At 46.2% G+C, this 25,909-nt stretch carries 21 protein-coding genes; 7 read left to right on the top strand and 14 right to left on the bottom strand.

The window, feature by feature from the left end; genetic code table 11:
• Positions 1–45: 45 nt before the first annotated feature.
• From RID53_RS25275 to RID53_RS25255, 5 genes are all read right to left on the bottom strand, one after another.
• Positions 46–912, bottom strand: a complete 867-nt coding sequence (locus RID53_RS25275) for a DUF4388 domain-containing protein (protein ID WP_446390716.1) — start codon at positions 910–912, stop codon at positions 46–48.
• Positions 913–1,315: 403 nt separating this feature from the next.
• Positions 1,316–1,849 (bottom strand): GTP-binding protein, encoded by a 534-nt coding sequence (locus tag RID53_RS25270; protein WP_446390715.1) that lies wholly within the window; start codon positions 1,847–1,849, stop codon positions 1,316–1,318.
• Positions 1,850–1,860: 11 nt separating this feature from the next.
• On the bottom strand, positions 1,861–2,727 hold the full coding sequence (locus tag RID53_RS25265) for a DUF4388 domain-containing protein (protein WP_446390714.1): 867 nt from the start codon (positions 2,725–2,727) through the stop codon (positions 1,861–1,863).
• Between the two features lie 476 nt (positions 2,728–3,203).
• Entirely contained in the window at positions 3,204–3,626 is a 423-nt protein-coding gene (locus RID53_RS25260) for a roadblock/LC7 domain-containing protein (RefSeq protein ID WP_446341190.1), read from the bottom strand.
• 456 nt (positions 3,627–4,082) lie between these two features.
• The gene (locus tag RID53_RS25255; protein ID WP_446390713.1) at positions 4,083–4,613 is read right to left on the bottom strand and encodes an orange carotenoid protein N-terminal domain-containing protein; all 531 of its coding nucleotides are present in this window, start codon (positions 4,611–4,613) and stop codon (positions 4,083–4,085) included.
• A 255-nt stretch (positions 4,614–4,868) separates the two neighbouring features.
• Here RID53_RS25255 and aspS point away from each other — a divergent pair, with 255 nt between their 5' ends.
• Positions 4,869–6,677: an aspartate--tRNA ligase gene (aspS, locus tag RID53_RS25250; RefSeq protein WP_446390712.1), complete on the top strand. Its 1,809-nt coding sequence runs from the start codon at positions 4,869–4,871 to the stop codon at positions 6,675–6,677.
• Positions 6,678–7,026: 349 nt separating this feature from the next.
• Here aspS and RID53_RS25245 read toward each other — a convergent pair whose 3' ends face one another.
• Complete coding sequence (locus RID53_RS25245) at positions 7,027–11,190, bottom strand: nSTAND1 domain-containing NTPase (RefSeq protein WP_446390711.1); 4,164 nt, start codon at positions 11,188–11,190, stop codon at positions 7,027–7,029.
• Positions 11,191–11,265: 75 nt separating this feature from the next.
• Here RID53_RS25245 and RID53_RS25240 point away from each other — a divergent pair, with 75 nt between their 5' ends.
• Entirely contained in the window at positions 11,266–11,625 is a 360-nt protein-coding gene (locus tag RID53_RS25240; RefSeq protein WP_446390710.1) for a CU044_2847 family protein, read from the top strand.
• 140 nt (positions 11,626–11,765) lie between these two features.
• Here the strand turns inward: RID53_RS25240 and RID53_RS25235 are convergent, their stop codons facing one another.
• Together RID53_RS25235 and RID53_RS25230 are read right to left on the bottom strand one after the other, a co-directional pair.
• A complete protein-coding gene (locus tag RID53_RS25235; protein WP_446390709.1) occupies positions 11,766–12,143 on the bottom strand; it encodes a type II toxin-antitoxin system VapC family toxin in 378 nt (125 codons plus the stop codon).
• Positions 12,133–12,372 (bottom strand): hypothetical protein, encoded by a 240-nt coding sequence (locus RID53_RS25230; protein ID WP_446390708.1) that lies wholly within the window; start codon positions 12,370–12,372, stop codon positions 12,133–12,135. The genes RID53_RS25235 and RID53_RS25230 overlap by 11 nt, the downstream gene beginning before the upstream one ends.
• Here RID53_RS25230 and RID53_RS25225 point away from each other — a divergent pair.
• On the top strand, positions 12,372–12,521 hold the full coding sequence (locus RID53_RS25225) for a hypothetical protein (RefSeq protein WP_446390707.1): 150 nt from the start codon (positions 12,372–12,374) through the stop codon (positions 12,519–12,521). The two genes, RID53_RS25230 and RID53_RS25225, sit on opposite strands and share 1 nt — an antisense overlap.
• Here the strand turns inward: RID53_RS25225 and RID53_RS25220 are convergent.
• From RID53_RS25220 to RID53_RS25210, 3 genes are all read right to left on the bottom strand, one after another.
• Positions 12,516–13,820: a hypothetical protein gene (locus RID53_RS25220; protein WP_446390706.1), complete on the bottom strand. Its 1,305-nt coding sequence runs from the start codon at positions 13,818–13,820 to the stop codon at positions 12,516–12,518. The genes RID53_RS25225 and RID53_RS25220 overlap by 6 nt on opposite strands.
• 518 nt (positions 13,821–14,338) lie before the next feature.
• A complete protein-coding gene (locus RID53_RS25215; protein ID WP_446390705.1) occupies positions 14,339–15,829 on the bottom strand; it encodes a thioredoxin-like domain-containing protein in 1,491 nt (496 codons plus the stop codon).
• A 207-nt stretch (positions 15,830–16,036) separates the two neighbouring features.
• On the bottom strand, positions 16,037–18,073 hold the full coding sequence (locus RID53_RS25210) for a hypothetical protein (RefSeq protein ID WP_446390704.1): 2,037 nt from the start codon (positions 18,071–18,073) through the stop codon (positions 16,037–16,039).
• Positions 18,074–18,502: 429 nt separating this feature from the next.
• Here RID53_RS25210 and psaA point away from each other — a divergent pair, with 429 nt between their 5' ends.
• From psaA to RID53_RS25195, 3 genes are all read left to right on the top strand, one after another.
• Complete coding sequence (gene psaA / locus RID53_RS25205; protein ID WP_446390703.1) at positions 18,503–20,758, top strand: photosystem I core protein PsaA; 2,256 nt, start codon at positions 18,503–18,505, stop codon at positions 20,756–20,758.
• Between the two features lie 155 nt (positions 20,759–20,913).
• Positions 20,914–23,142, top strand: coding sequence for a photosystem I core protein PsaB (psaB, locus tag RID53_RS25200; protein WP_446390702.1), 2,229 nt, complete (start codon positions 20,914–20,916; stop codon positions 23,140–23,142).
• Positions 23,143–23,448: 306 nt separating this feature from the next.
• Entirely contained in the window at positions 23,449–24,231 is a 783-nt protein-coding gene (locus RID53_RS25195; protein WP_446390701.1) for a hypothetical protein, read from the top strand.
• A gap of 276 nt (positions 24,232–24,507) precedes the next feature.
• Here RID53_RS25195 and RID53_RS25190 read toward each other — a convergent pair whose 3' ends face one another.
• Genes RID53_RS25190 through RID53_RS25180 form a run of 3 tightly spaced genes read right to left on the bottom strand, consistent with a single transcriptional unit; the run spans position 24,508 to position 25,144 of the window.
• On the bottom strand, positions 24,508–24,720 hold the full coding sequence (locus RID53_RS25190; RefSeq protein WP_446390700.1) for a helix-turn-helix domain-containing protein: 213 nt from the start codon (positions 24,718–24,720) through the stop codon (positions 24,508–24,510).
• 25 nt (positions 24,721–24,745) lie between these two features.
• Positions 24,746–24,874 carry a hypothetical protein gene (locus tag RID53_RS25185; RefSeq protein ID WP_446390699.1) on the bottom strand — a complete coding sequence of 43 codons (129 nt, stop codon included), beginning with the start codon at positions 24,872–24,874 and terminating at the stop codon, positions 24,746–24,748.
• A gap of 57 nt (positions 24,875–24,931) precedes the next feature.
• Complete coding sequence (locus RID53_RS25180) at positions 24,932–25,144, bottom strand: helix-turn-helix domain-containing protein (protein WP_446340786.1); 213 nt, start codon at positions 25,142–25,144, stop codon at positions 24,932–24,934.
• Positions 25,145–25,286: 142 nt separating this feature from the next.
• Between RID53_RS25180 and RID53_RS25175 the strand changes: the two genes are divergently transcribed.
• The gene (locus RID53_RS25175) at positions 25,287–25,757 is read left to right on the top strand and encodes a hypothetical protein (RefSeq protein ID WP_446390698.1); all 471 of its coding nucleotides are present in this window, start codon (positions 25,287–25,289) and stop codon (positions 25,755–25,757) included.
• The last annotated feature ends 152 nt before the right edge of the window (positions 25,758–25,909 follow it).

Genomic DNA, 25,909 nt, shown 5'->3' with positions numbered 1-25,909 from the left:
ATGATAGTAGTGAAACCCGCCCCTACTTTCCTCAAATCTCAGAACTTAAGTTCCAACTGATATCGGTTTTGTTTTACTGTTCCGCAAAAAACTCATAAAGTTTTGTACGAAAGATTGACTGAGCGTTTTACTTTCCGATTCTTCCGTCAATTGCGCGGGTAAGGGTTCAACGGATTGAGTGGGTAGATTTCCCACGAATAACGGCACTTCTTCGGCTAAACCGACTGTAATCAGGGCAAAAGCAATTTGCTGAACTTTTTCTATTGGGAGTCGTAGTTCCCTGGCAATCATTTTCAGCGAAACTGTCCCTTTTGTGTACTCCCAAATCTGCCATTCGACCGGATCTAATCGGTAACGAAGTTGACCTGTCTTTGTACTGATTAAACCGCTATTAGGATCAGGTAATTTATCAGCTAAGGTATCCCAGTTTGGCAGCACCCTCAATCCCATTAACGTGGCTTCAGTGGCGGGTATGCTCAACCCCGTCATTTCTCGCCCAGGTAGGGGTACATTCTGCTCGAATTTAAATTGAGCATCTTTGAGTTGAAACAGAGTACCGATTTGCTGTAAAACCTGAACTTGGAATAACTGCTTAAGATGTTCGGTTTGTAAAACACCGTGATTTTTGAGACACAACCCCAGAGGTTTTCCCGTCGGACAGCACCATTGGACTAATTTGGCGACCACGCGATCGCTCACCCACTGGTATTGCTCAATCAGGGCGATTAAACCTTGACCATTCAAGCGATTAGCTGTCGCGACAATACGACCTTGGTGAACCCATACATAATAGGGAATTGATGGTATGGTTAATGCGGTGCGTAATGTGAGTAACCCGGTTTTTTTCCCTTGTTCAATCAAATGAAACAGTTCGGGAAGAGACAAGTCAGATAAGTATCCTGTAATAGCCATAGTTTTAAAAGGACAGTTTTAAGAGCATCAGCGCAGACTTCAATCAGGCAGGACGTGTTGAAGCTTTAAAGGAAGTTAGCTTAATTTTATATTTTCTTAATAATATTATAGCTTAACAATTATTCATATTAGCCGATAGTCTTAATTTTTTCAGCATGGTCCTGTCACTTCAGCCCAAGTAGCGAGGACGCCGAAGCCTGCATGAAGCACAAGCATCTGACTAGCTTACTTCTAGATATGAACAAAATGCTCACACGATCCATAATGATTTACAAAAATGGGATTTAGGGGGATCGACAATGTACCGCATAGCAGAGCAAACTGCTGTAATTAAATATAGTATAGTGATGTAAAATTAATTTTATATAGATTTTATTTATAAAAAATAAAAATGCCCAAACTTTTATGTTTTAACAACACAATTTAAATAATGTTCAATTAAGACAATTAGAGTATCAATAACTGAATCTTTTTCATTCGCATTTAAGGTAACGAAAGGTGGACGAGTTTTTTCATCGACAAACCCTAGAGCGATCGCGACATTTTCTTCAGACCAAGCGCCTTCACAATCTCTGTGGGTCAAGCCAATTAGCATGGGAATGTCTACTCTCTGTTTCATAAACGCGAGCAGCTTGCGGGCTGAGCGAAAATCGCTAGGACGGTGAGCATCTACCAAAAGGATATAAGCATGGGCTTTGCGAATCAAGATATCCCACATAAAATCGAAGCGAGCTTGTCCGGGTGTACCATAGAGATGCAATGCCATTTCTGGGGCAAATTGTAAGCGTCCAAAGTCCATCGCTACGGTTGTTTTTTTCTTAATGTCAGTAGTTTGATCGGTTGAGAGTCGATCTGTATCAACTACAGCAATCTCGCTAACTGAGCGAATGAAGGTGGACTTACCAGCACCCACTGTACCCGTAACAACTAGACGCATAATTTCCACCGTTACTTGCTGCTCCTCAAGAAACCCAGCAAGTTTTGCATAAACGAAGGACTAACCTCAGAGCCATTATCCTCTTTACTGCCGTGATTGGTTCCAGCAGCTACAGGCTCTAACACATCTTCTGCCATTGCTTTAGAACGAGACGTCGCCGTCATCATTGGGACTTCTTGGACTAAACCCACGCTAATCAGTCGGAATGCCGTTTGTTGAATTATTTCTATGGGTTGTTTGAGCTGAGTTGCCATTGTATTCAGAGAAATCGAGCCATTTGATCGCTGCCAAACTTGCCCTTCCACCGAATCCAAGCGTAGATGACGCTTGCCAATCACTACTCTCGACAGGGCGGAGGTTGGTTCTGGCAGTTTGTTTGCTAATAATACCCAGTCTCTTAACACTCGTAAACCCATTAACGTGGCTTCGGTGGCGCTGAGGCTTAAGCCAGTCATTTCCGTCGTGGGCAAAGTGGCTTTAGTATCAAATTTAAATCGAGCCTCTCTCAGCCGAAACAAACCACAGACTTGCCGTAGAACTTGAGCGTGGAACAACAGTCTGAGTTGTTCCGGCTGGAGAAACGATTGAGTCTTTAAATATAAGCCAATCGGAATATTGGCTGGGCAACGGTTCACCTGCTCTCGCAACACTTCCGGGCTAATCCAGCCGCGTTGTACAATCATGGCGAGTAAGCACTGGTGATCCAAGCGATTGGTCACAGCGACAATGCGACCTTGATGTAAGAGTACATGGCGTACTCGTTTCTCATGATTCTCCGTCAGAAACCGCAAGGTCAGCAATCCGGTTTTGCTGCCTTGATCCAGAAATTGAAATAGTTCAGGGAGAGAAAACTCCGACAAACAGCTTGTAATTGCCATTACTTGTTCACTACTTGCTAAAAACTTGTCAAAAAATAGGCAAACTCTAGACTTATTGTCTTAGGTTTACAATTCCAATTGAAGAATAATCAATTTTTTGTTACTTATCTTAGATAAATCATAAATATCTTTATGATCTATAGTAATCGTGTTATCCTAACCTTGGCAACATCAGTCAGAGCGCCAAAGCAACAGTCAGGACAAGTTTACACTGCCTGATTCAAGATTGGGTGTCGGTTTTCAGGATTCTTCCAAGTTCAAGACTTATCTGTGAGCAGCGCTTTAGCGTACCTTACCGACGTGATAGAGCTATGGGGATTAAATCTCTATCCTGTATTTGAGCTGAAACTCAAGCCCACACTACATTCTGGGCAAACTCACGCTTCTCACGCTTCGGCAGTGTAAGAGAGTATCCCACCTCGTCACAGCCATGATAGAGGTAGGAGAGCAATTGTGGTTCTTGTCGTGGTCATGAATTATTCAGCGACCTGTGATTGAGTGTCATACGCTCCTGATATTTTCCGGATTGGATCAAGCGCCGCCTTCAACTCTGGAATCACACGCTTAATTTCCAGCAACAGTACACCTTGTTTCGCCGCTTTGCTGGCTAAAACCAGTAACACCGCATATTCGCCGCAGTTGGTCAAAATGCCGTAGCCGCGATCGCCTTCTACGTAGATGCGATCAAGAAAGCCTCGGGACAACTCTGAGCCAATCCGCTCTCCCAACGATAGCATCGCCGCTGACATGGCGGAAACTCGTTCTTCATCCATCTCATTAGGCAAGCTTGAAGCTAAGGGTAGCCCGTCTGGAGACACCAAAGCTGCTCCCTGAACCTCACTGGTGCCCGTCACAAAATTCTGCAAAATGTTCTCAATCTTCGCCGTGTTAATGGTCATTGTCATCATCCTCGATAAGTCCGGGTTGGATTTGGTGAGACGGTTAAAGGGTATGAATACCACTAAATCCATCCATTATCCAAGTATCCAACTCTATCTCACCATCGAACTTATCACGGACGTTTTCAGATTAGGGGAAGTGGGGGAGCTGAGGGAGTTGGGGAAGCTGGGGGAGATGAGGAGGCTGGGGAAGAAAAACTATCCTAATCTGAATGGTACTGAAAATTGGCAGTTTTGACTCGCCGAAACCCTTGATATACCGTAGGGTGGGTACTGCTCACCAGCCTTAAATCAGTACCATTCATCCTCACCTTTAGAGCGACAGCTATAACTTAAAAGTCAACACTGAGTCAGGGCGGGTTTTGTAGAAACGTTACCATCAATCGCCACGCATAAAGTCCCTAAACCCGCCCCTACTTCCCTCAAAACTCAAAATTTCCCCGCTCCCTGGAAAACCTATAAACTGGGGGTTTTTCCGGTTTCTTCCTGGCTGGGAACGGGGTCAACGGGACTGTAACCCATATCACCAGCAACTTGGCGGAGTAGGGAGATTTGCCCCTCGAAATCTAGCGTTTCGATTTGGGATAGAATCGAATTCACCTCTGACTGGGCTTTGTAGTTTAAGGGCATATCGACAACCGTATCACCCATTCCTTGCGCCCAAGCATACCAGACTAACAATTGGTTATTTTCACTCAATGCCCCATACGCCCGTGATACTTGTGTATCCTCACAATTTACGATGTCTCGCATTGCGGCTAGCTGCTGATCATCTGAAAGGTTGTAGAAGTCTCGCAGTAGTTGGGGGGAGATTTCCGCATCAGCCGCTGTGGGTGCTGCTGGTGTGATCGAATCACCCATTTTTTTGTAGATGTAGTAAAGTAACGCTAGTTTGTCATCTGTACCCAATCCCTCAAATGATTGGGTTATGTTTTTCGTCTCCTCAGAGCGGGCTGGGTTTACACCAGTTGGTTGAGTAGAAGCCATATAGTTTCTTTCCTCTAATACAACAAAATATCTCTACTCTTATGTTTACCAAACTTTACAAACAGGGATCGCCCTCCGATCGGTAGAGTTTGCTTAGAATCTGTGGTTAGATCAACATCTTCCTCTAGCCAGAGACGATGAAGTTGGTGGGAAGACAAAGACAATGACCACCGAATGCAGGATAATGGGCAAAGCGTTCACATTCTGTTACCTTAGACGTTCCTCCCTGTCAAATCACTTATTTTTTCATCGGTTATGCGGACTCATTATTGCGGCGAATTGCGAAGTAACCATGTTGGTGAAACCGTTACCCTCTGTGGTTGGGTAGATCGGCGACGTGACCACGGGGGGGTGATATTTTTAGATTTGCGCGATCGCACGGGTATTGTGCAGATTGTTAGTGATCCTCAGCGCACGCCGGATTCTTATCAGAATGCAGAAGCCGTGCGGAATGAATATGTGGTACAAATTACCGGGCGTGTGAGTCGGCGTCCCGATGAGTCGCTCAACCCGAACTTATCCACGGGTGAAGTGGAAGTGTATGCAGATCAGATTAACCCGTTAAATACGGTGCGGAAGCAGTTACCGTTTCAGGTGTCTACTGCTGACGCCGAAGCCGTGCGGGAAGACTTACGGCTCAAATATCGGTATCTGGATATTCGCCGCGATCGCATGCGCCAAAATATAGAATTGCGCCATCAGGTGATTAAGGCGATTCGTCGGTATTTAGAAGATGAGCAACATTTCATTGAGGTGGAAACCCCAATGTTAACCCGTTCCACACCGGAAGGGGCGAGAGATTATTTGGTGCCGTCTCGCGTGAATCCCGGACAATGGTATGCTTTACCACAATCCCCGCAATTATTCAAGCAATTATTGATGGTTGCTGGATTAGACCGTTACTATCAGATTGCCCGTTGCTTCCGGGATGAAGATAATCGGGCAGATCGTCAGCCGGAGTTTACCCAGTTGGACATGGAAATGAGTTTCATGTCCCAGGATGAGATTCTTCAGCTTAATGAAGGCTTGGTCTGTCATATCTTTAAAACCGTAAAAGGGATAGACATTCCCCGCCCTTTTCCCCGTTTTACCTACGCCGAAGTCATGGAACGCTACGGTACGGATAAACCGGATACCCGCTTTGGCTTGGAATTGGTGGATGTTTCGGAATTGCTGAAAGATTCAGGATTTAAAGTCTTTTCCGGTGCAGTGGCGGCTGGGGGTAAGGTAAAAGTTTTGCCCATTCCTGGCGGTAACGACAAAATTTCCAACGTGCGAATTAAACCGGGTAAGAGTGGAGACTTATTTAACGAAGCCGCCGCCGCAGGTGCTAAAGGTTTAGCTTATATTCGGGTGCGAGATAACTGGGAAATTGATACGATTGGGGCGATTAAAGATAATCTCACTGAGGAACAGAAACAGAAACTGCTGGAAATGACAGGGGCTAAACCCGGTTATTTACTCCTGTTTGGTGCCGGGGATACGGATGTAGTGAATAAAACCTTAGATCGCCTGCGCCAGGTATTGGGTCAGGAGTTGGGACTGATTAACCCAACGAAAATTAATTTACTCTGGGTGACAGACTATCCCATGTTTGAATGGAATGCGGATGAGAAGCGCTTAGAGGCAATTCATCACCCCTTTACCGCGCCGCACCCCGATGATATCGATGATCTGAAAACAGCAAGGGCGCAAGCGTATGATTTAGTGTATAACGGCTATGAAGTCGGCGGTGGCAGTTTGCGGATTTACCAGCCGGATATTCAGAAACGGGTATTTGAGGCAATTGGATTATCGCCAGAAGAGGCTCAAAATAAGTTTGGTTTCTTACTGGAAGCCTTTGATTATGGCGCACCCCCTCATGGTGGAATTGCCTATGGCTTAGATCGGTTGGTTATGTTGTTAGCTGGGGAAGAATCAATTCGGGATGTGATTGCCTTTCCCAAGACGCAGCAAGCCAGTTGTTTGTTAACGGAAGCACCCGCCCAGGTGGGAGAAAAGCAGTTGAAAGAATTGCACGTTGTTTCTACCTATAAGCCGAAGAAAGCGTCTGGGGTCAAGTAGATCGTTCGTGTTGGCAATATTGTAGAGACGTTGCCTGCAACGTCTCTACTGGCGTAGCACGCCTAATTTTAGTGATTAGAATGATGTCCACAAACAGTAGGGGCGCACAGACGTGCGCCCTTTTATTGCACAGACGTGCGCCCTTTTATTGCACAGACGTGCGCCCGATTTAACTGTATAGCCTTACCAAGGCAGGTTAGGAGATTTTACAGTTCCTTATTGCCTATTATCAGTTCATGACTGGGATTCAGTGACGTCCTAACCTGTGTGCGTAGTGCTATAAAAATCTATTGCAGCATTGATTAAATCGGGCGCAAGCCTTGCGCCCCTACAATTTCTGCACGCAAGCCTAATCAATCAAATTATAGGTATCCCAAACATACTGACGACAGGTTTCGTAGGCTTGATTGTCTACTTCAGTTTGAGGGTTTTGGAAGACAGGATGATAGCGGAGGCGATCGCAGCAAACGTTTAACCATGCCCGCCAATGACCACGCCATAAACATATCGTCCCATCGCTACTACCACTAACCACCATTTGACCATCTGGACTAAAAGCAACTGACCTCACCGCTCCCTCATGCTTTTGGAATGGTTTACCAATGGGGTTGCCTTGCAAGTCCCACAAACGTACTGTTCCATCCTCACTACCACTAACGATCGATTGACCATCTGGATTAAAAGCAACGGAAGTCACAGGAAACTCATGTCCTTGGAAAGGTTGACCAATGGGATTGCCCTGTACGTCCCACAAGCGTACTGTCCTATCCCGACTACCACTAACAATGGTTTGACCATTTGGGCTAAAAGCAACACAGAATACAGAAGACTGATGTCCTCTAAATTTAAATCCTTTATTAATTGGCTCACATTGTAAATTCCATAACTGAATTGTTTTATCCCAACTACCACTAGCAATGATCTGACCATCTGGGCTAACGGCTACAGATCTCACAGAATGTGGATGTCCTTTTAAGGATTGGCTAATTGGGTTACCCTGCAAATCCCATAAGCGCACTGTCCAATCTCTACTGCCACTAACAATCATTTGACCATTGGGGCTAAAGGCTACAGACCAAACAGAATCTGTATGTCCCCGAAATGGTGGATTAATCAGGTTACCTTGTAAGTCCCACAAACGTATTGTCCCATCCCAACTACCACTAATTATCATTTGACCGTCTGGGCTAACGGCTACAGACGTAACATTATTCTCATGTCCCTGAAAGGGTGTGCTAATTAGATTGCCCTGTAAATCCCATAGACGTAAGGTTTTATCCTCACCGCCACTAACAATTATTTGCCCATTAGGGCTAAAAGCTACTGAATTAACAGCACCCTCATGTCCCCGGAACGATTGACCGATGAGGTGACTCCGTAAGTCCCACAGGTATACTATCTTGTCCCAACTGCCACTGGTACTAGCCATCATCTGTCCATCTGGACTAAAGGCAACTGAACTAACGGAATCGTTATGTCCTTGGAAAGGTTGACCAATAGGTTGCCCTTGTAAATTCCACAAGCGCACTGTCTTATCCCAACTGCCACTGGCAATGATTTGCCCATCTGGACTAAAGGCTACAGACATAACGTTATTCTCATGTCCTTGGAAAGGTTGACCAATAGGTTGCCCCTGTAAATTCCACAAACGCACTGTCTTATCCCCACTGCCACTCGCAATTATGTTCCCATCTGGACTAAAGGTTACTGATCTAACAGAAGTCTTATGTCCTTGAAAGGGTTGACCAATAGGTTGCCCCTGTAAATTCCACAAGCGCACTGTCTTATCCCAACTGCCACTCGCAATCATGTTCCCATCTGGGCTGAACGCGACTGAATAGACGGAACTATCATGTCCTTGAAAGGGTTGACCAATAGGTTGACCCTGTAAATTCCACAAGCGGATGGTTTTGTCTTCACCTCCACTAACGATTATTTGCCCATCTGGACTAAAAGCGACTGAATGGATGGAATCCTCGTGTCCTTGGAAGGGTTGACCAATAGGTTGACCCTGTAGATTCCACAAGCGGATGGTTTTGTCCTCACCTCCACTAACAATTGTTTGCCCATCTGGACTAAAAGCGACTGAATGGATGGCAGCCTCGTGTCCTTGAAAGGGTTGACCAATAGGTTGACCCTGTAAATTCCACAGGCGCACGGTCTTGTCTACGCCGCTAGTGGCAATCATCTGACCATTTGGACTAAAAGCAACTGACAAAATGAAATTTTCATGCCCGTGGCAAAGAATTGGGACTCGGCTTAGTTCCATTGCTTGACTGAGGTTAGACAGAACTGGAGTGAGAATCTGTTGTGGCAATTTGTTCAAATTAAAACCCATTGATCCAATTGCCAGTAACAAACCCTCTAGAGGTTTTAGCGGCAGTAAGTTAGAAACCTTAATTGCTTGTTCTCGCAACTTTGATTCAGTTCTCAATCCTTCTACAGTACTAATTATATCTTGTTCATAAAAAATGCTAATTTTGTAAAATAACACCAGTTCATCATCTAAATTTAATTTCAGTTCTTGCCATTTTTTCCGCGCTTGCACGAGCAAGCCACCCATAATTAAATTTTGATCGATTGGATGCTTTTTCCATTCTTGATAAGCATCTTCCATTCTGTCAATCAATCGCCGTAGTTCCCGATTTTCTTGACGCCATTGAGCAAAAGTTTCCCATCCATCCATCAAAGCTTCATGAGCTACATCCACCCATTCTTCTACATCTCGATTGGTGACTAACAACCGTCCATCAACCAACTTGTCAAGGACTTTGCTAATAGTATTTTGGTGAGTCTGGTTATCTCCGGCGATCGCGAGTAGTTTGGCTTTTGGCTGTCGTTGCCGTGTATCCTTCTCTTGTACCCCCGTTCGCACTAGCTTGAGAAAAATTTGCTTAACCCATTCTTGTTCTTGTTCTGTAAAGTCTTTATACAAGGTTTGGGCATGACGATTGAGCGCTCCAATTACTCCACCCAGTTTATTATAATTGGTTAATGTTAATTGATGAGTTTCTCGGTCTCGCTGCTGCCAAAGTTCTGTTAGCGCAAACTGTAATAGAGGTAAACAACCCTTTTCTTGACCGACATCTTGTAGAATAGCTCCCAAGAGTCCTGTTTCCAACTGATAACCTTGGAGATTGGCAGGTGTCGCGATCGCTTCCTCTAATTCTGCACCCACCAATGGAGGCATATATAAGGCTTCGTGTTGAATCAGGTGAGTCAGTGATTCATAATGCAAACAGGGTTCCAGAAAATCTGCTCGCATCGTGATTACAATTGCCAAGGGCGAATCAGGAATTTCCGTAACCTGAGTGAGTAATTCAATAAACTGGTGTCTTTCTTTCTCTTTGAAACAAACTGTGAATACTTCCTCAAATTGGTCTATGATCAGCAAAAAAGGTTCCTCATTCGGTAACTTTTCAATAACTGGACGTAAACCCTCTGTCTCGATCCAAGAGTAAATCTCCCGAAAATTTGAACGCTCAAATAGCGTTATTAAAGCCCGTTTCAATTCAGCTAACGGCTCAATTCCTGGTAATATTGGTTCTAAGACTCGCCAACCGTTTTTCTCTAACTGAGGAATCAATCCTGCCCTAACTACTGATGATTTTCCACTCCCAGACGCCCCAATAATTGGCACAAAATTTGCTTTAAGCAGCTTTTCTATCAATTGTTGAACAACCTTCTCTCGCCCAAAAAAGAACTGCGCCTGCTCTTTGTCAAAAGCTTTTAAACCCTGATAGGGACAAGTTTCATCAATTACTCTAGTTGTCTGTTTGTGCGGATACTGGACTAGAGTAATACAACGTCCCCATCCCAGACGAATTGGTTCTTGCCCACTACCCTTAAGTTCTGAGGCAATAAAATCAAATAAACGATCGCCACTAACTTGCCCCTTTTCATCCGCGTTCTCTACAGATAGTCCTTTGAGAATCGCTCGGGTAAAATAACCGTGGTCTTCACCTTCATAGGCTTTTTCAAACCCTCGACAGGCTGTAATTAGGTAATAATCTCGCTTCGTATTAAAAGCCGTAAAGGTGGGCTGTAGTAGCTGCTTTTCTAGTAACGTGCCAGCATAACAGCAATCTAGGAGTATGACTAGACTACTGAGGTCAGATTGAGCAATTAACGCATTTAGATGCCGTAATAAAATGGCATTGCGCCCATCGTTGGTACAATCGGAGGTTGCCAAATATCCCTCCGCTACTCCCAGACAACTTGACACCGGGAAGCCATGCCCTGCAAAATAGATTACGGCTTCATTTTTAACGGCTTGCTCTAAGAGAAAGGTTCTCAGTTCATCACCCAGTTCCTTCCCTTTGAGCTTCTTGTCACTAGCTACCGCCCAGCGATTTTCATCGTTCAGCCACTTACGAGGTAGACGCTTTACCTCCTGGAAGTTTCCATGGCGTTCTAAACGCTGCGCGATCGCTTCGGCATCAACAACTGCTTTCTCTAAACTGTTAAAGTTATTGTAATTGGCAATACCAATCACCAGTGCGTATCGAGCCATCTTGCCCAACCTGATAGTTAGAAGGTGTAGAATATCTTTACTAAGATAGCAATTATAAACTAACCGAGGCTACTCATGTCAGACATAGAACGCCTGCTTGTTAGAGAGGACGATCAGGAATACGAATTGTTTATTGAATCAAAAATAGACACTGAACTTCCAGCAGAATTAGACGAAGAGGAACCAGGAACCCGTGCGCTAAAACCAAAAGTTGACATTCAAAAAGTTCACCAAAGGATTCGCGGCTACACCAAATTTGCGCTGGGAGCATTTAAAAATTTTACCGATGCTCAAATTGAAGAAGTGACGATAAAATTTGGGATTAAACTAGCTGGTCAGACTGGGGTTCCTTTTATTACTCAAAGTTCAGCCGAGGGTCATTTTGAAATTGAAGTCAAGTGTAAGTTTCCCGATCAACAGCAGAAATCTGACTAGCTAATCTTGTAGGGTGCGTTCCTGAATTCAACCCCTGCTCTCAAACCAAACATCTTGATCAGAACGCACCATTCCATTAATTGGTAACTGATCGAGCAATTGAGCAACCTAGATCAAGTTTCAGATCCAACAATGACTCACTACCAAGTGGTAACTGTCAACTGCGTGACTTTTGAGAACTCCCGATCAGCCGTTACCAAACTTGCTCTATTTTGGATTGCGATCGCTGCAATTGTGGCATCGGGTAGTTTCAAGCGATATTGCTGACGAATTTCGATAATCTTCTCAATCAAGGTTGCATCACCTGCTGTTAAACCCACAACCTCCACTCGTTGAACAAATTGTTGGAAAAGCTGGCGATCCGCTTCAGTTAGTCCAGAAAACACCAGAAACTCAATCTGGCTAATAATCGAAATACCAATCCAACTAGCATTCTGGAGTAATTGAACCAATTGGAGATTGCCTTGTAATAAAGCAACGATAGCATTCGTATCCAGTACATAGCGATTACCACTCATCTCGTAAAGCCCTTTGTATGGCTACTGCATCTCCTCGCCAATTCAGTCGCCCTGCCAAATCAGAAAAATCATAGTTCTGGTTTGGCACTTTAGATCCAACAGATGAACTGAGTACCAGCACAATATTCACGGGGCCTGGAGAGAGTTGTGTGGGAATATCAAGAACTAAATGACCGGAGGCATTGACAGTAGTTGTCAGTTGAAAAACTTCCATTTTGACTTCAACCATTGGATATCAGGGTTATTTTAGCGCGATCCTTATCTCTACAGCGCGATCGCGTAACCTACCGCAGGCGATCGCTAATCTTACATCTTTCTGGCGGTGATACATCAAAACGGATGACAAAGGACGGAGGACAAATGAAAAATGACTTATAATTCTTCTTTGATCGGAGAAATAGGCAAATACTTCTCAATGATCTCACCTAAACCTAATCCCAAGCACCCAAAGCCAATACCCAACAGAATAATACTTAACTCGGCACTGTTAAAAAAAGCGGCTTCCGGTTTGATCAAGCTCAAGATTAGCATTGCCACTGATGATACACCACTAATAATTAATGCCAGCCGAACACTACTCGCGGTAAACGTATAGCGTCCAGTTTCAGCGACGAGGTAAGCGGCAAAAGGAACCCAAACGGTTGCCACATATACGGCATAAAATAAGACAATGAGACTAATAATTGAACCCCCCTTCAACGCGACAGCTAGTCCTAATCCGGTATTGGTGATAGCAACGAGTAGCCGATTCAGTTGAGAATCGGGAATCAACTCAAAGTCCAAAACCACCTTCGTCTGCACCCGCAAAATACTACTTCCGACTCCTAAAGCGGGTACAATTAAGGATAAAATCAATAACTGTCCCCCCAAGTGGTTTGCGCCTCCACCTAGCCATAAGAAAAGCCAAGGAATGATTGCTTTGCCATCAATATCGGTGGGTAAAATTCCGGCAGTTTTGGTAGCAATCACTACAGCAGAGGGTAACAATGCCAGAAATAGGAATAAGATAGCCGCCAAGACACAGCCAATATAAAGGCTACGCATATTCCTCGCTTGCACGACAAACTGGTGATATTTCATATCAATTAACACCAGCAAGACTGTGGATAAAGAGATGCCGATTAAAGCTGGGGGACTCATCTGGTGCAGGGCGGGGATGAAATCCACTGGGGCGTGCAAATAGAGAGGAACAGCGTGCAATTTCGCGATCGCGTACAATAATGCCAGGATATTGAACCCCAACAATCCCCGGAATAGCCAACTGGCTTTCTCAATCGGCAGTATAGAAGAGAGCAGAAAGACTAGAGCTAAGCCTAGCATACTGGGCTGTACGGGTAAATCTAAGACTTTGAGGATAAATGCGCCCGCAATAATTTGCACCGCAAAAATCCCAATTAGCGATAACCAGGACATGATTCCCACCAGCACTTTGACGGGATGTCCGTAGCGTTTCCCCAGTAGCGTCCAGATTGGTTCAACTGACCGCCAATAGAATCGGGCAAATCCCAGGAGAATAAGGGTTCCTAGGGCAATAGAAATCGGATAGAGGCTACCCGCCCAACCCAAGGTCAAGGCTTTTTCGGCGGTTCCGAGAACAAATCCCAAACCATAATGTGCCGATACCAGTAAAGCGGCGAGGGAAAAGAAGCCGAGTTGTCGAGTTTCAGTGTGATTCACAGATGATAATCAAGTAAAGAAACTGTGAAGGTCATATCTTAAGTTTGCAATTTAATCCCTCTCGACGTAAATTGCAATCTTTTAGCAGTGTTATGTTACCTTGACTTCATGCCCTTGACTCATCTGTGTCAAAGTCTCAACTAACCGATGAAAGGTGGCGGCGGGAATCGTCACAGTCTCGCTTGTAAGCTGTCATGCATTTAAATTGGGTATTAGTAGCGAGCAAGATGCAAAGCCTGCGGCATGGCTTCGCTAAACGCACTACAAGGCTTTTGTCATTATTGATATTAAGGTTTAAATGCCGAACAGCTTAGCGTCTTCTTGTATCACTTAAATAGTGATAGGTTTTCCGTTGTTTTGAACATAAGATGCTAATAGTTGATAACTCGCTTGAGCAATATTCGCTTCTGCTTCAGTTGGTGGAATGGTTGGGGAGTTTTTTCCGTAGAGAGTGTCATTATCTATACAGTAATCTTAGATAAATGGTGAACAAAAAGTTAAGTGAAAAGGCAACAGCCCTAATACCCGCTCAAATTTAAAGTGGTCACTTCTAACGTGCCTAAATCAACACAACGGATCGCATGATTATTCGTATCAGCGATGTAGAGACGAGCCGCGATCGCACTGACTCCAGAAGGTTCGGCAAACTCTGCTTCATGACTCTGACCGTCGCGGTGTCCCGCTTGTCCGTTCCCTAACAACGTCTGACAACTCCCTGTTGTCGGATCGACACGCTTAATTTTGTGATTATAAGTATCTGCTACCCAGAGGTAATTTTGGGTATATTCCACCCCTAAACAGTGCTGGAGTCGTACCTCTGACTTTTTACCATCGCGATCGCCAAATTCAAACAGTTCCCCACTGCCACAAATTGTCCGCACGGGTAAATTATTAATTAGACCCACTCCCCGAATCGAACTCACTTCACTATCAGCCACGTAAAGTTCTCGACCATCGCTGGTAATCCCACTGGGTTGAGCAAAGGCGGCTTCCTGAAGTGAACCATCTAAGCAGGCTTCTGCACCTGTCCCCGTGTATGTGCCAATCTCACCCGTTTCAAGCTGCATTTCCCAGATTTGATGAGAACCCGCCATGGCAATTAGCAGGCGATTATCAATTTTTTCAAGATCCCACGGTGAATTCAATGCTGTTTGTAACCCTAAACCACTATGGGGTTCAATCTGGCGACTTTGCTCACCCGTACCCGCAAGGGTTTCAACTTGCTCAGTTTCTAGATGAATGCAGCGCAAGCAATGGTTGTCCGTATCTGCTACATAAAGACGCTGGTTGTTGGGATCTAGGGTGATACCTTGAGGCGCAAAAAATTGGGCTTCGGCAAACGTGCCATCGGTTAATCCTGGTTCACCTGTACCAATAATATGTAACACCTCACCCGCCAACGTACTCACCACAATCCGATGATGACCAGAGTCAGCAATAAATAGGCGATCGCTAAATTCATCAGCCAATACTTTACCGGGAAATGCCAAGGGATTAGTGAGGGGATGTTGCTGTTTTTCCAACGTGAAATGAAGTGGCTCCATTGTCATTGTGTCTTTTTGCTGGTGTTTCTGAATCAGTTCTCCTATGAGTTGATCGAGAACCTCTCGATTCCCTTCGCCCGCCACATCTCTAATCACGTAACCTTCTGGGTCAATCACGACTAATGTGGGCCACGCCCGAACCGCATACTGCTGCCAGAGATTACCATTAACGTCTACAACAACGGGATGCTCGACATCGTAGCGAAGAATTGCCTGACGAATATTTTCTGTGTCTTTTTCGTTATCAAATTTAGCTGAGTGAATACCAATCACAATCAGACTATCTTTATATTTTTGTTCTAAATAGTTTAAGTCTGGCAGAACATGGAGACAGTTAATACAGCAGTACGTCCAAAAGTCGAGAATCACCACTCGCCCTTTTAAATTCGTCAGGGAAAGCGGGTGATTGGTATTTAACCAGATGCCGTCTTGGGGGAGTTCTGGTGCTCGAACCCGTGGTGTCATGCGATTCTCTATGATTGTTCATTGCTTACTGCTGAGATCCTAACCCACCGTTCACTGTAATACCGTTTTTCCAAGTATTCGCAACAGATGTGATCTACCTATCGCCTTACAGATTTCCCTCTCGTCCTCCTTTTTCGATCCCTCTTCCGTCCCCCGATTAGATCCCCCTCCCGTCCCCCTTCAAAAGGGGGAAGCCAGTTATTCGCATTATTTTTCAATCAGTTCGGGTAAGGTTGGTGGCAAGTCAGCGTCAGGAACGACAGGCTTAATTGTTGGTGTTGGCGAGGGAGTTGGCGTGTCTTCTTCCGATTCAGGGGATTCCGGCGGCAATGGTTTATCGGGAGTTACTGATTTTTCTGTCGCCTCTTCTGGAGCAGTTTGGGTTGTCTCTGGGTTCGATTCTGTGTCCTCTGGAATCACTTCAGATGACGGTGGGGGAGTTTTTGGGGCTGGAGTTGCGGGTTCTGTTTCCGCTTGGGGTTCCTCTGGGGATGTTCGAGTTTTATCCAAGGATGTAGATGCTTCGGGTTCTGGCTGAGATTTGGTTGGCTCAGTCACGATATCCGAGGCTTCCTCAGGAGTTATCTGGGGTGAAGTTACTGGTTCTGTCTCTGCTTGGGGTTCCTGTGGCGATGTTTGGGTTTTATCCAAGGATGTAGATGCTTCGGGTTTTGGCTGAGATTCGGTTTTCTCAGTCACGATATTCGAGGCTTCCTCAGGAGTTATCTGGGGTGAAGTTACAGGTTCCGTATCCGCTGGCGGTTCTGGCGGCGACTCGGTTTCCTCTGGCAAAACTTCAGGTTCAGGTAACGGTGTTTCTAGTGCTTCTGGTTGTTCAGTGGATGGGGTAGGAGACACTTTGGGTTTTTGGAATCGTTCCCGGATGGTTTGATAGAAGCGATTGAAAAAGCCACGGGAGGGGGATTTGTCTGTGGGTGTGGCTTCAGGAGTTGCCAAGTCTTTGGTTGAGGGAACGGTTGCATCTGGCATAGCAGGTTTTACGACTGTGGGAGATTCTGCCTTGGTTTTGGGTTCAGGTATTGGTTTTTCTTCAATAGGTGTTTCGGGTTCAGAAGCGGGAGTTTGTTCGGGTATTTCTGGTTCAACCGTTGGTTTTTCTTCAATAGGTGTTTCGGGTTCAGGGGTGGGAATTTGTTCGGGTATCTCTGGTTCAACCGTTGGTTTTTCTTCAACGGGAGTGGGAGACACTGACGGTATTGGTGTTGGCTCGACTGTAGGCGATGGAGTCGGTTCAGGTGCGGGTGTCGGGATTACTTCTGGCGTGGGTGTTGGTGTGGCTTGAACTTTATAGTTGGGATCGATAAGGCTACGGGCAACTTCAATAGAGAGTTCGTTCCGCATTAACTGAGATAGGGTGTCATCGCCCCCTGGCTGATAATGAATGAGCCGTGCCGTGTTATTGTAAGCGTTTTTAACCGGATTCCCTTGCTCATCCAGAAACTCTAGCTGTACCCAGTTTTTACCGGGTTTAAAGCCGTTGAGATAAACGGACTGCCAGCGATCAAGGGTAAAACTTTCACCATTGATGGTGACGCGAATTTGCCAATCGACAATCTCGTCTTCTGGGTTTTCTTGGGCAACGAGGTGCAGGGGAGCATTCGTCAGGTAGAAGTCGAGCAGGATAGGCTCAGTACCATAGCTGCCTAGGGGGTGGTTGTAGGTTAAAAGCGGTAGGTTGGCTACCGGATTATTATCGTCAGTTTTGGTAAATACGTGAAATGTGGTTTGAGCGTAGGCTCCTTCATTTTTAAAGCTTTCATGCCAAGGACGAGCGGCGAAAACTCTTAGGGTGTGGGTTCCGGGGGATACGTCTTCCAGGATTAGGGGTTTATCGATGTTGTAAACCGGAATATGAGACTGATTGTCAAGAATTACGTTGAGATGAGGACTCATGTTTAATTCTGGGTTTTTGAACAGGGGTAAGTCCTGCACCTGGAATTTTACGGAGACGGTGGTGTCTTGGAGAATCTGATCCGGAGTGGGACTCAAGATGGTGACTTGAGGCTGATAGCTTTCTAAGCGGCGGTTCAGTTGCTGAATCATTGGGGGTGGGGCGACTTCTGAGAGTTGTGCTACTGGTTCGGTTGGCGGTGGGGCTTCCTCTTCAATGGGGGGTAAGGTTTCGGTGCGATCGCCACATGCCACCAGTCCTACCATCAGTACTACCACCAGCACGACTGAACAAATTGCTCTTACTGTTTTCCACCAGAGATTCCTAGCCAACACACCATCTCCTCAACTAATTCTGCTCATTAGGAACTATAGCGAACAATGGCTCCTCCTCTACTCCTCCTCTACATGATGGATGGGGGAGATAACGAAGGACGAATGACGAATGACCAATCTGAGATTAAACCTGTCTATTGTTTAGTTTTGTAAATTTTATCGATCACACTCTTGACTTTTTTGGGAGTTTGCTCAAATCAAAACCCAAAGTAGACCTTGATTTGCTGAAATTTGAATTTTTGTTAAGTGCAGCCCAAGACTGCCTCTAGCAGACCTATCATCAACAAAAGAGTATCCCCTGAATTTCAACGGGGATATCGTTTTTCCAGGAAAGTTACGCCAAAAGCGGTACTTTCCGCTAAATTGATAAAAAAGCAAACTTCCTTTTGGATATTTCTCGTTCCTTGTATAGAGAGGAGACTCCTGATGACAATCAGCCCTCCTGAGCGGGACACGAAGGCAAAGGTAACAGTTGATAAAGATCCCGTTCCTACTTCATTTGAGAAGTGGTCTAAACCGGGACATTTCGACCGTACCCTAGCCAAGGGACCAAAAACCACCACTTGGATTTGGAACCTTCACGCGAACGCTCATGATTTCGATAGTCATACCAGTGACCTAGAAGATGTATCGCGCAAAATCTTTAGCGCTCACTTCGGTCACCTAGCGGTTATTTTTGTCTGGTTGAGCGGCATGTATTTCCATGGCGCTCGGTTTTCCAACTACGAAGCTTGGCTTACTGATCCAATCAATATCAAGCCAAGCGCTCAAGTAGTCTGGCCCATCGTGGGTCAAGACATTTTAAATGCGGATGTCGGTGGCGGGTTCCACGGCATTCAAATCACGTCAGGATTCTTCCAAATCTGGCGTGCATCTGGAATCACCAATGAATTCCAACTCTACTGCACCGCCATTGGTGGTCTAGTCATGGCAGCCCTGATGCTGTTTGCTGGCTGGTTCCACTACCACAAGCGGGCGCCTAAGTTGGAATGGTTCCAGAATGTAGAGTCCGTAATGAACCACCACTTAGCTGGATTGTTAGGTTGTGGATCATTAGGTTGGGCGGGTCACCAGATTCACGTCTCTCTGCCGATCAACAAGCTACTGGATGCTGGGGTAGCTCCTGAGGATATTCCTCTCCCCCACGAGTTCATCCTGAACAAGAGCTTGATGGCAGAGTTATATCCCAGTTTCGAGCAAGGGTTGAAGCCGTTCTTCACCCTGAACTGGGGGGCGTATTCTGACTTCCTCACCTTTAAAGGTGGGTTAAACCCAACCACAGGTGGATTGTGGCTCTCCGATACCGCGCATCACCACTTAGCGATCGCGGTTCTGTTTATCATCGCAGGTCACTTCTACCGGACGAACTGGGGAATTGGTCATAGCTTTAAGGAAGTTCTAGAAGCTCATAAGGGTCCCTTTACCGGTCAAGGTCACAAAGGGATGTATGAGATCTTCACCACCTCCTGGCATGCTCAACTGTCCTGGAACTTAGCGCTGCTCGGTTCGCTGACCATTATCGTGGCGCATCACATGTACGCGATGCCTCCGTATCCGTACTTAGCCACCGATTATGGTACGCAATTGTCCATCTTTACCCACCACATGTGGATTGGTGCCTTCTGTATCGTTGGGGGTGCTGCTCACGCGGCAATCTTCATGGTGCGGGACTATGATCCCAATATTCATGTGGATAACCTATTGGATCGGGTCATCCGTCACCGGGATGCGATTATTTCTCACCTGAACTGGGTTTGTATCTTCCTCGGCTTCCATAGCTTCGGTCTGTACGTTCACAACGACACGATGCGAGCTTTTGGTCGTCCTCAAGATATGTTCTCGGATACGGGGATTCAACTCCAACCGATCTTTGCTCAGTGGGTGCAGCATTTGCATACCCTGGCTCCCGGCGGAACCGCTCCCAATGCCCTAGAACCTGTTAGCTACGCCTTTGGCGGTGGCATGGTTGCTGTGGGTGGCAAAGTGGCAATGATGCCGATCACCTTGGGAACGGCGGATTTCTTAATCCACCATATTCACGCCTTCCAGATTCATGTTACCGCACTGATTCTGCTTAAAGGTGTGCTATACGCCCGGAACTCTCGTTTGATTCCTGACAAATCATCCTTGGGTTTCCGCTTCCCCTGCGATGGTCCTGGTCGGGGTGGTACTTGCCAAGTATCAGCTTGGGATCACGTCTTCCTCGGTCTGTTCTGGATGTATAACTGCATCTCGATTGTAATTTTCCACTTTAGCTGGAAGATGCAGTCCGATGTCTGGGGAACAGTCTCACCAGATGGTACCGTGTCTCATATCACGGGCGGTAACTTTGCCGCCAGCGCAATTACAATTAACGGTTGGTTGCGTGACTTCCTCTGGGCGCAAGCCTCTCAGGTGATTAACTCCTACGGCACAGCGTTGTCAGCGTATGGCATCCTGTTCTTAGGCGCTCACTTTGTCTGGGCATTCAGTTTGATGTTCCTGTTCAGTGGTCGCGGCTACTGGCAAGAGCTGATCGAATCCATCGTTTGGGCGCATAATAAACTAAAAGTGGCTCCAGCGATTCAGCCTCGCGCTCTGAGCATCATTCAGGGTCGGGCTGTGGGGGTAGCTCACTACCTCCTAGGAGGAATTGTCACCACTTGGGCATTCTTCCTGGCACGAATCCTAGCAGTCGGATGACGGCTGTTTGAATCGATACCACTATAAAGCAGGACACCAGGTCTTGCCTGTCTCGACCCCATCCCAAACTGGAACTTCGGTTCCAGGGGGTCAAAAAAGACAGAAAACGAGCAGCAAAAGCATAAGTCTCTGTAGGATTTCCTAACGAAAGACAGATGGCAACAAAATTTCCGAAATTTAGCCAGGATCTCGCTCAAGATCCGACTACACGTCGAATCTGGTACGGAATTGCCACCGCCCATGACTTTGAGAGCCATGATGGCATGACGGAGGAAAATCTTTATCAGAAGATTTTCGCCTCTCACTTCGGTCATCTCGCAATCATTTTCCTGTGGACCTCTGGCAGTCTGTTCCACGTCGCCTGGCAAGGCAACTTTGAACAGTGGATCAAAGATCCGCTCAATGTCCGTCCGATCGCCCACGCGATTTGGGACCCTCAATTCGGTCAACCGGCTGTTGATGCCTTTACCCAAGCCGGTGCGTCTAACCCTGTTGATATTGCTTACTCTGGGGTGTATCACTGGTGGTACACCGTAGGGATGCGGACAAATGGGGATCTGTATCAAGGGGCATTGTTCCTCCTTGTGCTATCCGCCGTCTTCCTGTTTGCAGGTTGGCTGCACTTACAACCCAAGTTCCGTCCCAGCTTGGCTTGGTTTAAAAATGCTGAGTCTCGCCTAAACCACCACTTAGCGGGTTTGTTTGGGGTGAGTTCCTTAGCATGGACGGGCCACCTGGTTCACGTTGCGATTCCCGAAGCTCGGGGACAGCATGTGGGTTGGGATAACTTCCTGTCCGTCAAGCCACACCCAGCGGGTTTAGCTCCGTTTTTCACAGGAAACTGGGGGGTTTATGCCCAGAATCCAGATACAGCGAACCATATCTTTGGTACCTCTGAAGGGGCTGGATCTGCGATTCTTACCTTCTTAGGTGGGTTCCATCCTCAGACTGAATCCCTGTGGCTGACCGATATTGCTCATCACCACCTGGCGATCGCTGTTCTGTTTATCATTGCAGGTCATATGTACCGGACAAACTTCGGTATTGGACACAGCATGAAAGACATCATGGCAGCGCATAATCCCCCACCGGGAACCCCGTTTGGTGGTTTGTTGGGTGAAGGTCACAAAGGAATCTACGACACCTATAACAACTCGCTGCACTTCCAGTTAGGTTGGCACTTGGCTTGCTTAGGTGTAGTGACCTCGCTGGTGGCGCAACACATGTATTCCTTGCCGCCTTACGCATTTATGGCGCGGGATTACACCACGCAGGCAGCGTTGTATACTCACCACCAATACATTGCCGGCTTCTTAATGGTCGGTGCTTTCGCCCACGGAGCAATCTTCCTGGTGCGAGACTACGACCCCGAAGCGAATAAAAACAATGTGTTGGCACGGGTATTGGATCACAAGGAAGCAATCATCTCTCACTTGAGCTGGGTTTCCTTGTTCCTCGGATTCCACACCTTGGGTCTGTATGTTCACAACGATGTGGTTGTGGCATTTGGAACTCCTGAAAAGCAAATTCTAATTGAGCCAGTTTTCGCTCAATGGATTCAAGCGGCTCACGGTAAGCTGCTCTATGGATTCGATACGCTGCTATCTAATCCTGATAGCATTGCGACCACGGCTTGGCCCAACTACGGGAACGTTTGGTTACCCGGTTGGTTAGATGCGATTAACGATGGCGGTAACTCCTTGTTCCTGACCATTGGTCCTGGTGACTTCTTAGTTCACCACGCGATCGCACTCGGTCTGCATACCACCACTTTGATTCTGGTCAAAGGTGCGTTGGATGCCCGTGGTTCTAAGCTGATGCCCGATAAAAAAGACTTCGGCTACAGCTTCCCCTGCGACGGTCCCGGTCGTGGCGGCACCTGCGATATCTCCGCTTGGGACGCTTTCTATCTAGCCATGTTCTGGATGCTGAATACCATTGGTTGGGTAACCTTCTACTGGCACTGGAAGCATCTGGGCATCTGGCAAGGCAACGTAGCTACATTTAATCAGAACTCAACCTATCTGATGGGTTGGCTACGCGACTACCTCTGGCTGAACTCCTCTCAGCTAATTAATGGGTACAACCCGTTTGGAACCAATAACCTGTCGGTTTGGGCTTGGATGTTCCTCTTAGGACACCTAATCTGGGCGACTGGCTTCATGTTCCTGATTAGCTGGCGTGGTTACTGGCAAGAACTGATTGAAACGTTGGTTTGGGCGCACGAGCGCACGCCTCTGGCGAACCTGGTTCGTTGGAAGGACAAGCCGGTTGCTCTGTCCATCGTTCAAGCTCGTGTGGTTGGTCTAGCTCACTTTACGGTGGGGTATGTCCTAACTTATGCGGCGTTTGTGATTGCCTCAACTGCGGGTAAGTTCGGTTAACGAGCTGAAGCCTTGTAGGTAATTAAACAAATCCCCTGCCTTCGGGTGGGGGATTTTGAATTGCAGGTTTTGAGAGTTTATGCCAAATTCAGAAGTTGCACTTTACCATGCTTTACATAATTCTATGCTTGTTTCATCAACTCTTCATATCCAGCTTCTGGGAAAGGATTAAACTAATAAATATAGCCCGACGCCAGGCGTGTATTTACACATTAGAAATGGAGGCTTTATCAGGAGCGCCTTAGAACATTTTTACTGTAACTACGTGAGAGCGTACTGCTATAGAAATTCTTATCAGGTTTGGATATGACAACCATCTACCAGAAAATTGCAGTTGCTTGTGCTGACACAGCCTCCGGAACCAGTTCTGTTCTGAAAAAGTTATCAATGGCTACTGCTGGAGGAATATTTATTGCTCTAGGAACAGTTGGCACGACACAGGCATCAACCATAACTTTGGAGTCTGCAACACTTGGTTCTACTGGGCAAAGGGGAGGAACTTCTATCAGCGACAACCAATTTTACGGATGGAGATTTCAAATTGATACACCGCTTCAGGTTACACATATTGGCGGACATCTTTTAGGGGGATCGTTGTACCAAGGGAACTTGGTACGGGGATATGACATATTTGGAGCCATTATCTCGCTAAATAGCTCTGATGCACTTCCACAAGGAACACCATTTTTGCCGGAAGAGGTTTTGGCGACAACGATTTTGACTACGACCTTTCCCAGCAGTGAGATATTTGTTCCACTTTCTGTTACTCTAACCCCCGGTAGTTACGGTCTCGTTTTTGGAAGCAGTTTGTTCGGAGCAACTGGCGTTGGTGCTATGCCGAACTACTCAGATCAAGCCGATATCCCCCCAACTAACATTGCGACCTACTTTTGGTGGAATGACGGAGAAGGATATAATCCCCCATATTGGCGTAATGGTAATAATGGTGGTACTTCCCGTACACGGTTTGTGGTTAGGGGTGAGTTCGTCGAATCTGTACCGGAACCTGCTTTCACAATAGGTTTGCTAACATTAGGTGCTTTGGGTGTTAGTTCAGTTGTCAAGAAAAAGTCAGGAGCTGGGCATTGACAAAAATCGGGAGCATCCCGTTTTGGACAAAGCATTACCTCAAGTAACGTAATTGCAAGGGTTTCAGCCCCATTTAAAGAGCCAACGTGCCAAATTGGGATGCTCCCAAAAAATCGGACTTGTTTCGTCTCAGAATCTCACCTGTCTCAGTCCAGATGAATTTGTTCTAGATGCTTTAGAGCCAGAATTTTCCAATACTTGACTAGCGGTTTTCTCTAAAATTAGGGTGATAAGAATCGTTATTCTTGAACGTCAGTTGATTACAGTTTATCGCGTCTACTCCTCCAAAATTTCAACCACATCCTCAATCATCACATCAAAGGTTCGAGCCAACTTGTGAATAGCGGTAAAGTCTACCATTGACAACTCAGAACGGCGGGCATAGCTTTTGACCGTGTTGTACGTCACGCCAGAACGATCAGCAACCTCCTTGAGCGTCCAGCCTTTCTCAGCCGCCAGTTCGCGAATTTTCAGCCTGACTAAACCCATACTTGACTATCGGTGCAATTGCACCTTATGATAATTCTGATATATAAAGCGATCGCTCTTCTAAGTCTGACAAACCCAAGAGCGATCGCCCTTTCCACCCCATTACATGGGAAGTATCTTTTATGTTATCAACACCTACAACAAAAACGCCCATCCTTGTCAACGGATCTACAACTGAATCACGATTGCTAGCTTGGGGAAAGTTGAGCCACTACTCCTCCAAAATCTCAACCAAGTCCTCAATCATCACATCAAAGGTTCGAGCCAACTTATAGAGGGCAGTATAATCGACCATTGACATTCCAGGACGACGGGCATAACTTCTCACCGTACTGTAAATGACTCCGGAACGATCGGACACTTCCTTCAACGTCCATCCCTTCTCTTGTGCAAGTTCTCGAATCTTTAGCCTAACTAACCCCATCCTTGACAAGTGATGCAGTTGCATCGTTTAATGAGAGAATTGGAAAAAGCGATCGCTCTCCCAGTCTCGCAAACTTAAGAGCGATCGCCCTTTCCACCCCACTACAAGGGAATGACTTACCATTGCATGGGAATCAATTACTATGTTATCAACACATACCACAAAAACGCCCACCTTTGAAGCCTCAAAACTCAATTACAAATCCTCCACCCGTCACCCCTTGGCACGATTCGTCACCGTTGAGACAGTCGCCTTACTGTTTAACCGCTCTCCTGACGAGATTTATCGCATCGAATGCTGGAAACATATCGTTTACGTTCATGGCAAAGGGTTGAGCCGTTTCGTCAGCTACGCCGACTTTCCACCCATCCTGGACGCTGAACCTCCCACACTTCAAGACATGGTGCGCTGGCGCAAGCGCTGGAAGTCTGCAATTGCGCCTGAATTTTGGACAATATTCTATAGATACCAGTTCAACCGAGCCACGAGTGAATCCCAATTGCTAGCCTGGGGACAATTTGTTGCTTTGGTGAAAGGGTTGCTATCAACAGCCGCCTTGGAACACCTGCGCCAAGCCTACCAACTAAAACAATATTGGTGGCGTCACTTTTGATGACTGAATCTGGCTCAACTCAGGAGAACAAGACGATGACCGATCAACGTGCGATCGCTTATCGGTTAGGATGCCAAACTAGAGGCTTGAGCTGACTGGGATACAGCTTCTACAAAACACTGAATTTGGCTTAACTAGAGGATAACAATACC

Origin of the sequence: Coleofasciculus sp. B1-GNL1-01, from assembly GCF_040220235.1 — a bacterium.
Taxonomy (GTDB): Bacteria; Cyanobacteriota; Cyanobacteriia; order Cyanobacteriales; family Coleofasciculaceae; genus Coleofasciculus.
This window is presented reverse-complemented; position numbering and strand designations above follow the sequence as displayed.

Bases quoted from the DNA above. Each gene is read 5' to 3' on its own strand.
- RID53_RS25275 (WP_446390716.1), bottom strand. From the start codon at position 912: ATGGCTATTACAGGATACTTATCTGACTTGTCTCTTCCCGAACTGTTT.
- RID53_RS25190 (WP_446390700.1), bottom strand. From the start codon at position 24,720: ATGGGTTTAGTCAGGCTGAAAATTCGCGAACTGGCGGCTGAGAAAGGC.
- RID53_RS25260 (WP_446341190.1), bottom strand. From the start codon at position 3,626: ATGACCATTAACACGGCGAAGATTGAGAACATTTTGCAGAATTTTGTG.
- RID53_RS25180 (WP_446340786.1), bottom strand. From the start codon at position 25,144: ATGGGGTTAGTTAGGCTAAAGATTCGAGAACTTGCACAAGAGAAGGGA.
- aspS (WP_446390712.1), top strand. From the start codon at position 4,869: ATGCGGACTCATTATTGCGGCGAATTGCGAAGTAACCATGTTGGTGAA.
- RID53_RS25230 (WP_446390708.1), bottom strand. From the start codon at position 12,372: ATGGTTGAAGTCAAAATGGAAGTTTTTCAACTGACAACTACTGTCAAT.
- RID53_RS25265 (WP_446390714.1), bottom strand. From the start codon at position 2,727: ATGGCAATTACAAGCTGTTTGTCGGAGTTTTCTCTCCCTGAACTATTT.
- RID53_RS25215 (WP_446390705.1), bottom strand. From the start codon at position 15,829: ATGACACCACGGGTTCGAGCACCAGAACTCCCCCAAGACGGCATCTGG.
- psaA (WP_446390703.1), top strand. From the start codon at position 18,503: ATGACAATCAGCCCTCCTGAGCGGGACACGAAGGCAAAGGTAACAGTT.
- RID53_RS25235 (WP_446390709.1), bottom strand. From the start codon at position 12,143: ATGAGTGGTAATCGCTATGTACTGGATACGAATGCTATCGTTGCTTTA.
- RID53_RS25270 (WP_446390715.1), bottom strand. From the start codon at position 1,849: ATGCGTCTAGTTGTTACGGGTACAGTGGGTGCTGGTAAGTCCACCTTC.
- RID53_RS25245 (WP_446390711.1), bottom strand. From the start codon at position 11,190: ATGGCTCGATACGCACTGGTGATTGGTATTGCCAATTACAATAACTTT.
- RID53_RS25195 (WP_446390701.1), top strand. From the start codon at position 23,449: ATGACAACCATCTACCAGAAAATTGCAGTTGCTTGTGCTGACACAGCC.
- RID53_RS25185 (WP_446390699.1), bottom strand. From the start codon at position 24,874: ATGGGCGTTTTTGTTGTAGGTGTTGATAACATAAAAGATACTTCCCAT.
- RID53_RS25255 (WP_446390713.1), bottom strand. From the start codon at position 4,613: ATGGCTTCTACTCAACCAACTGGTGTAAACCCAGCCCGCTCTGAGGAG.
- RID53_RS25175 (WP_446390698.1), top strand. From the start codon at position 25,287: ATGTTATCAACACATACCACAAAAACGCCCACCTTTGAAGCCTCAAAA.
- psaB (WP_446390702.1), top strand. From the start codon at position 20,914: ATGGCAACAAAATTTCCGAAATTTAGCCAGGATCTCGCTCAAGATCCG.
- RID53_RS25240 (WP_446390710.1), top strand. From the start codon at position 11,266: ATGTCAGACATAGAACGCCTGCTTGTTAGAGAGGACGATCAGGAATAC.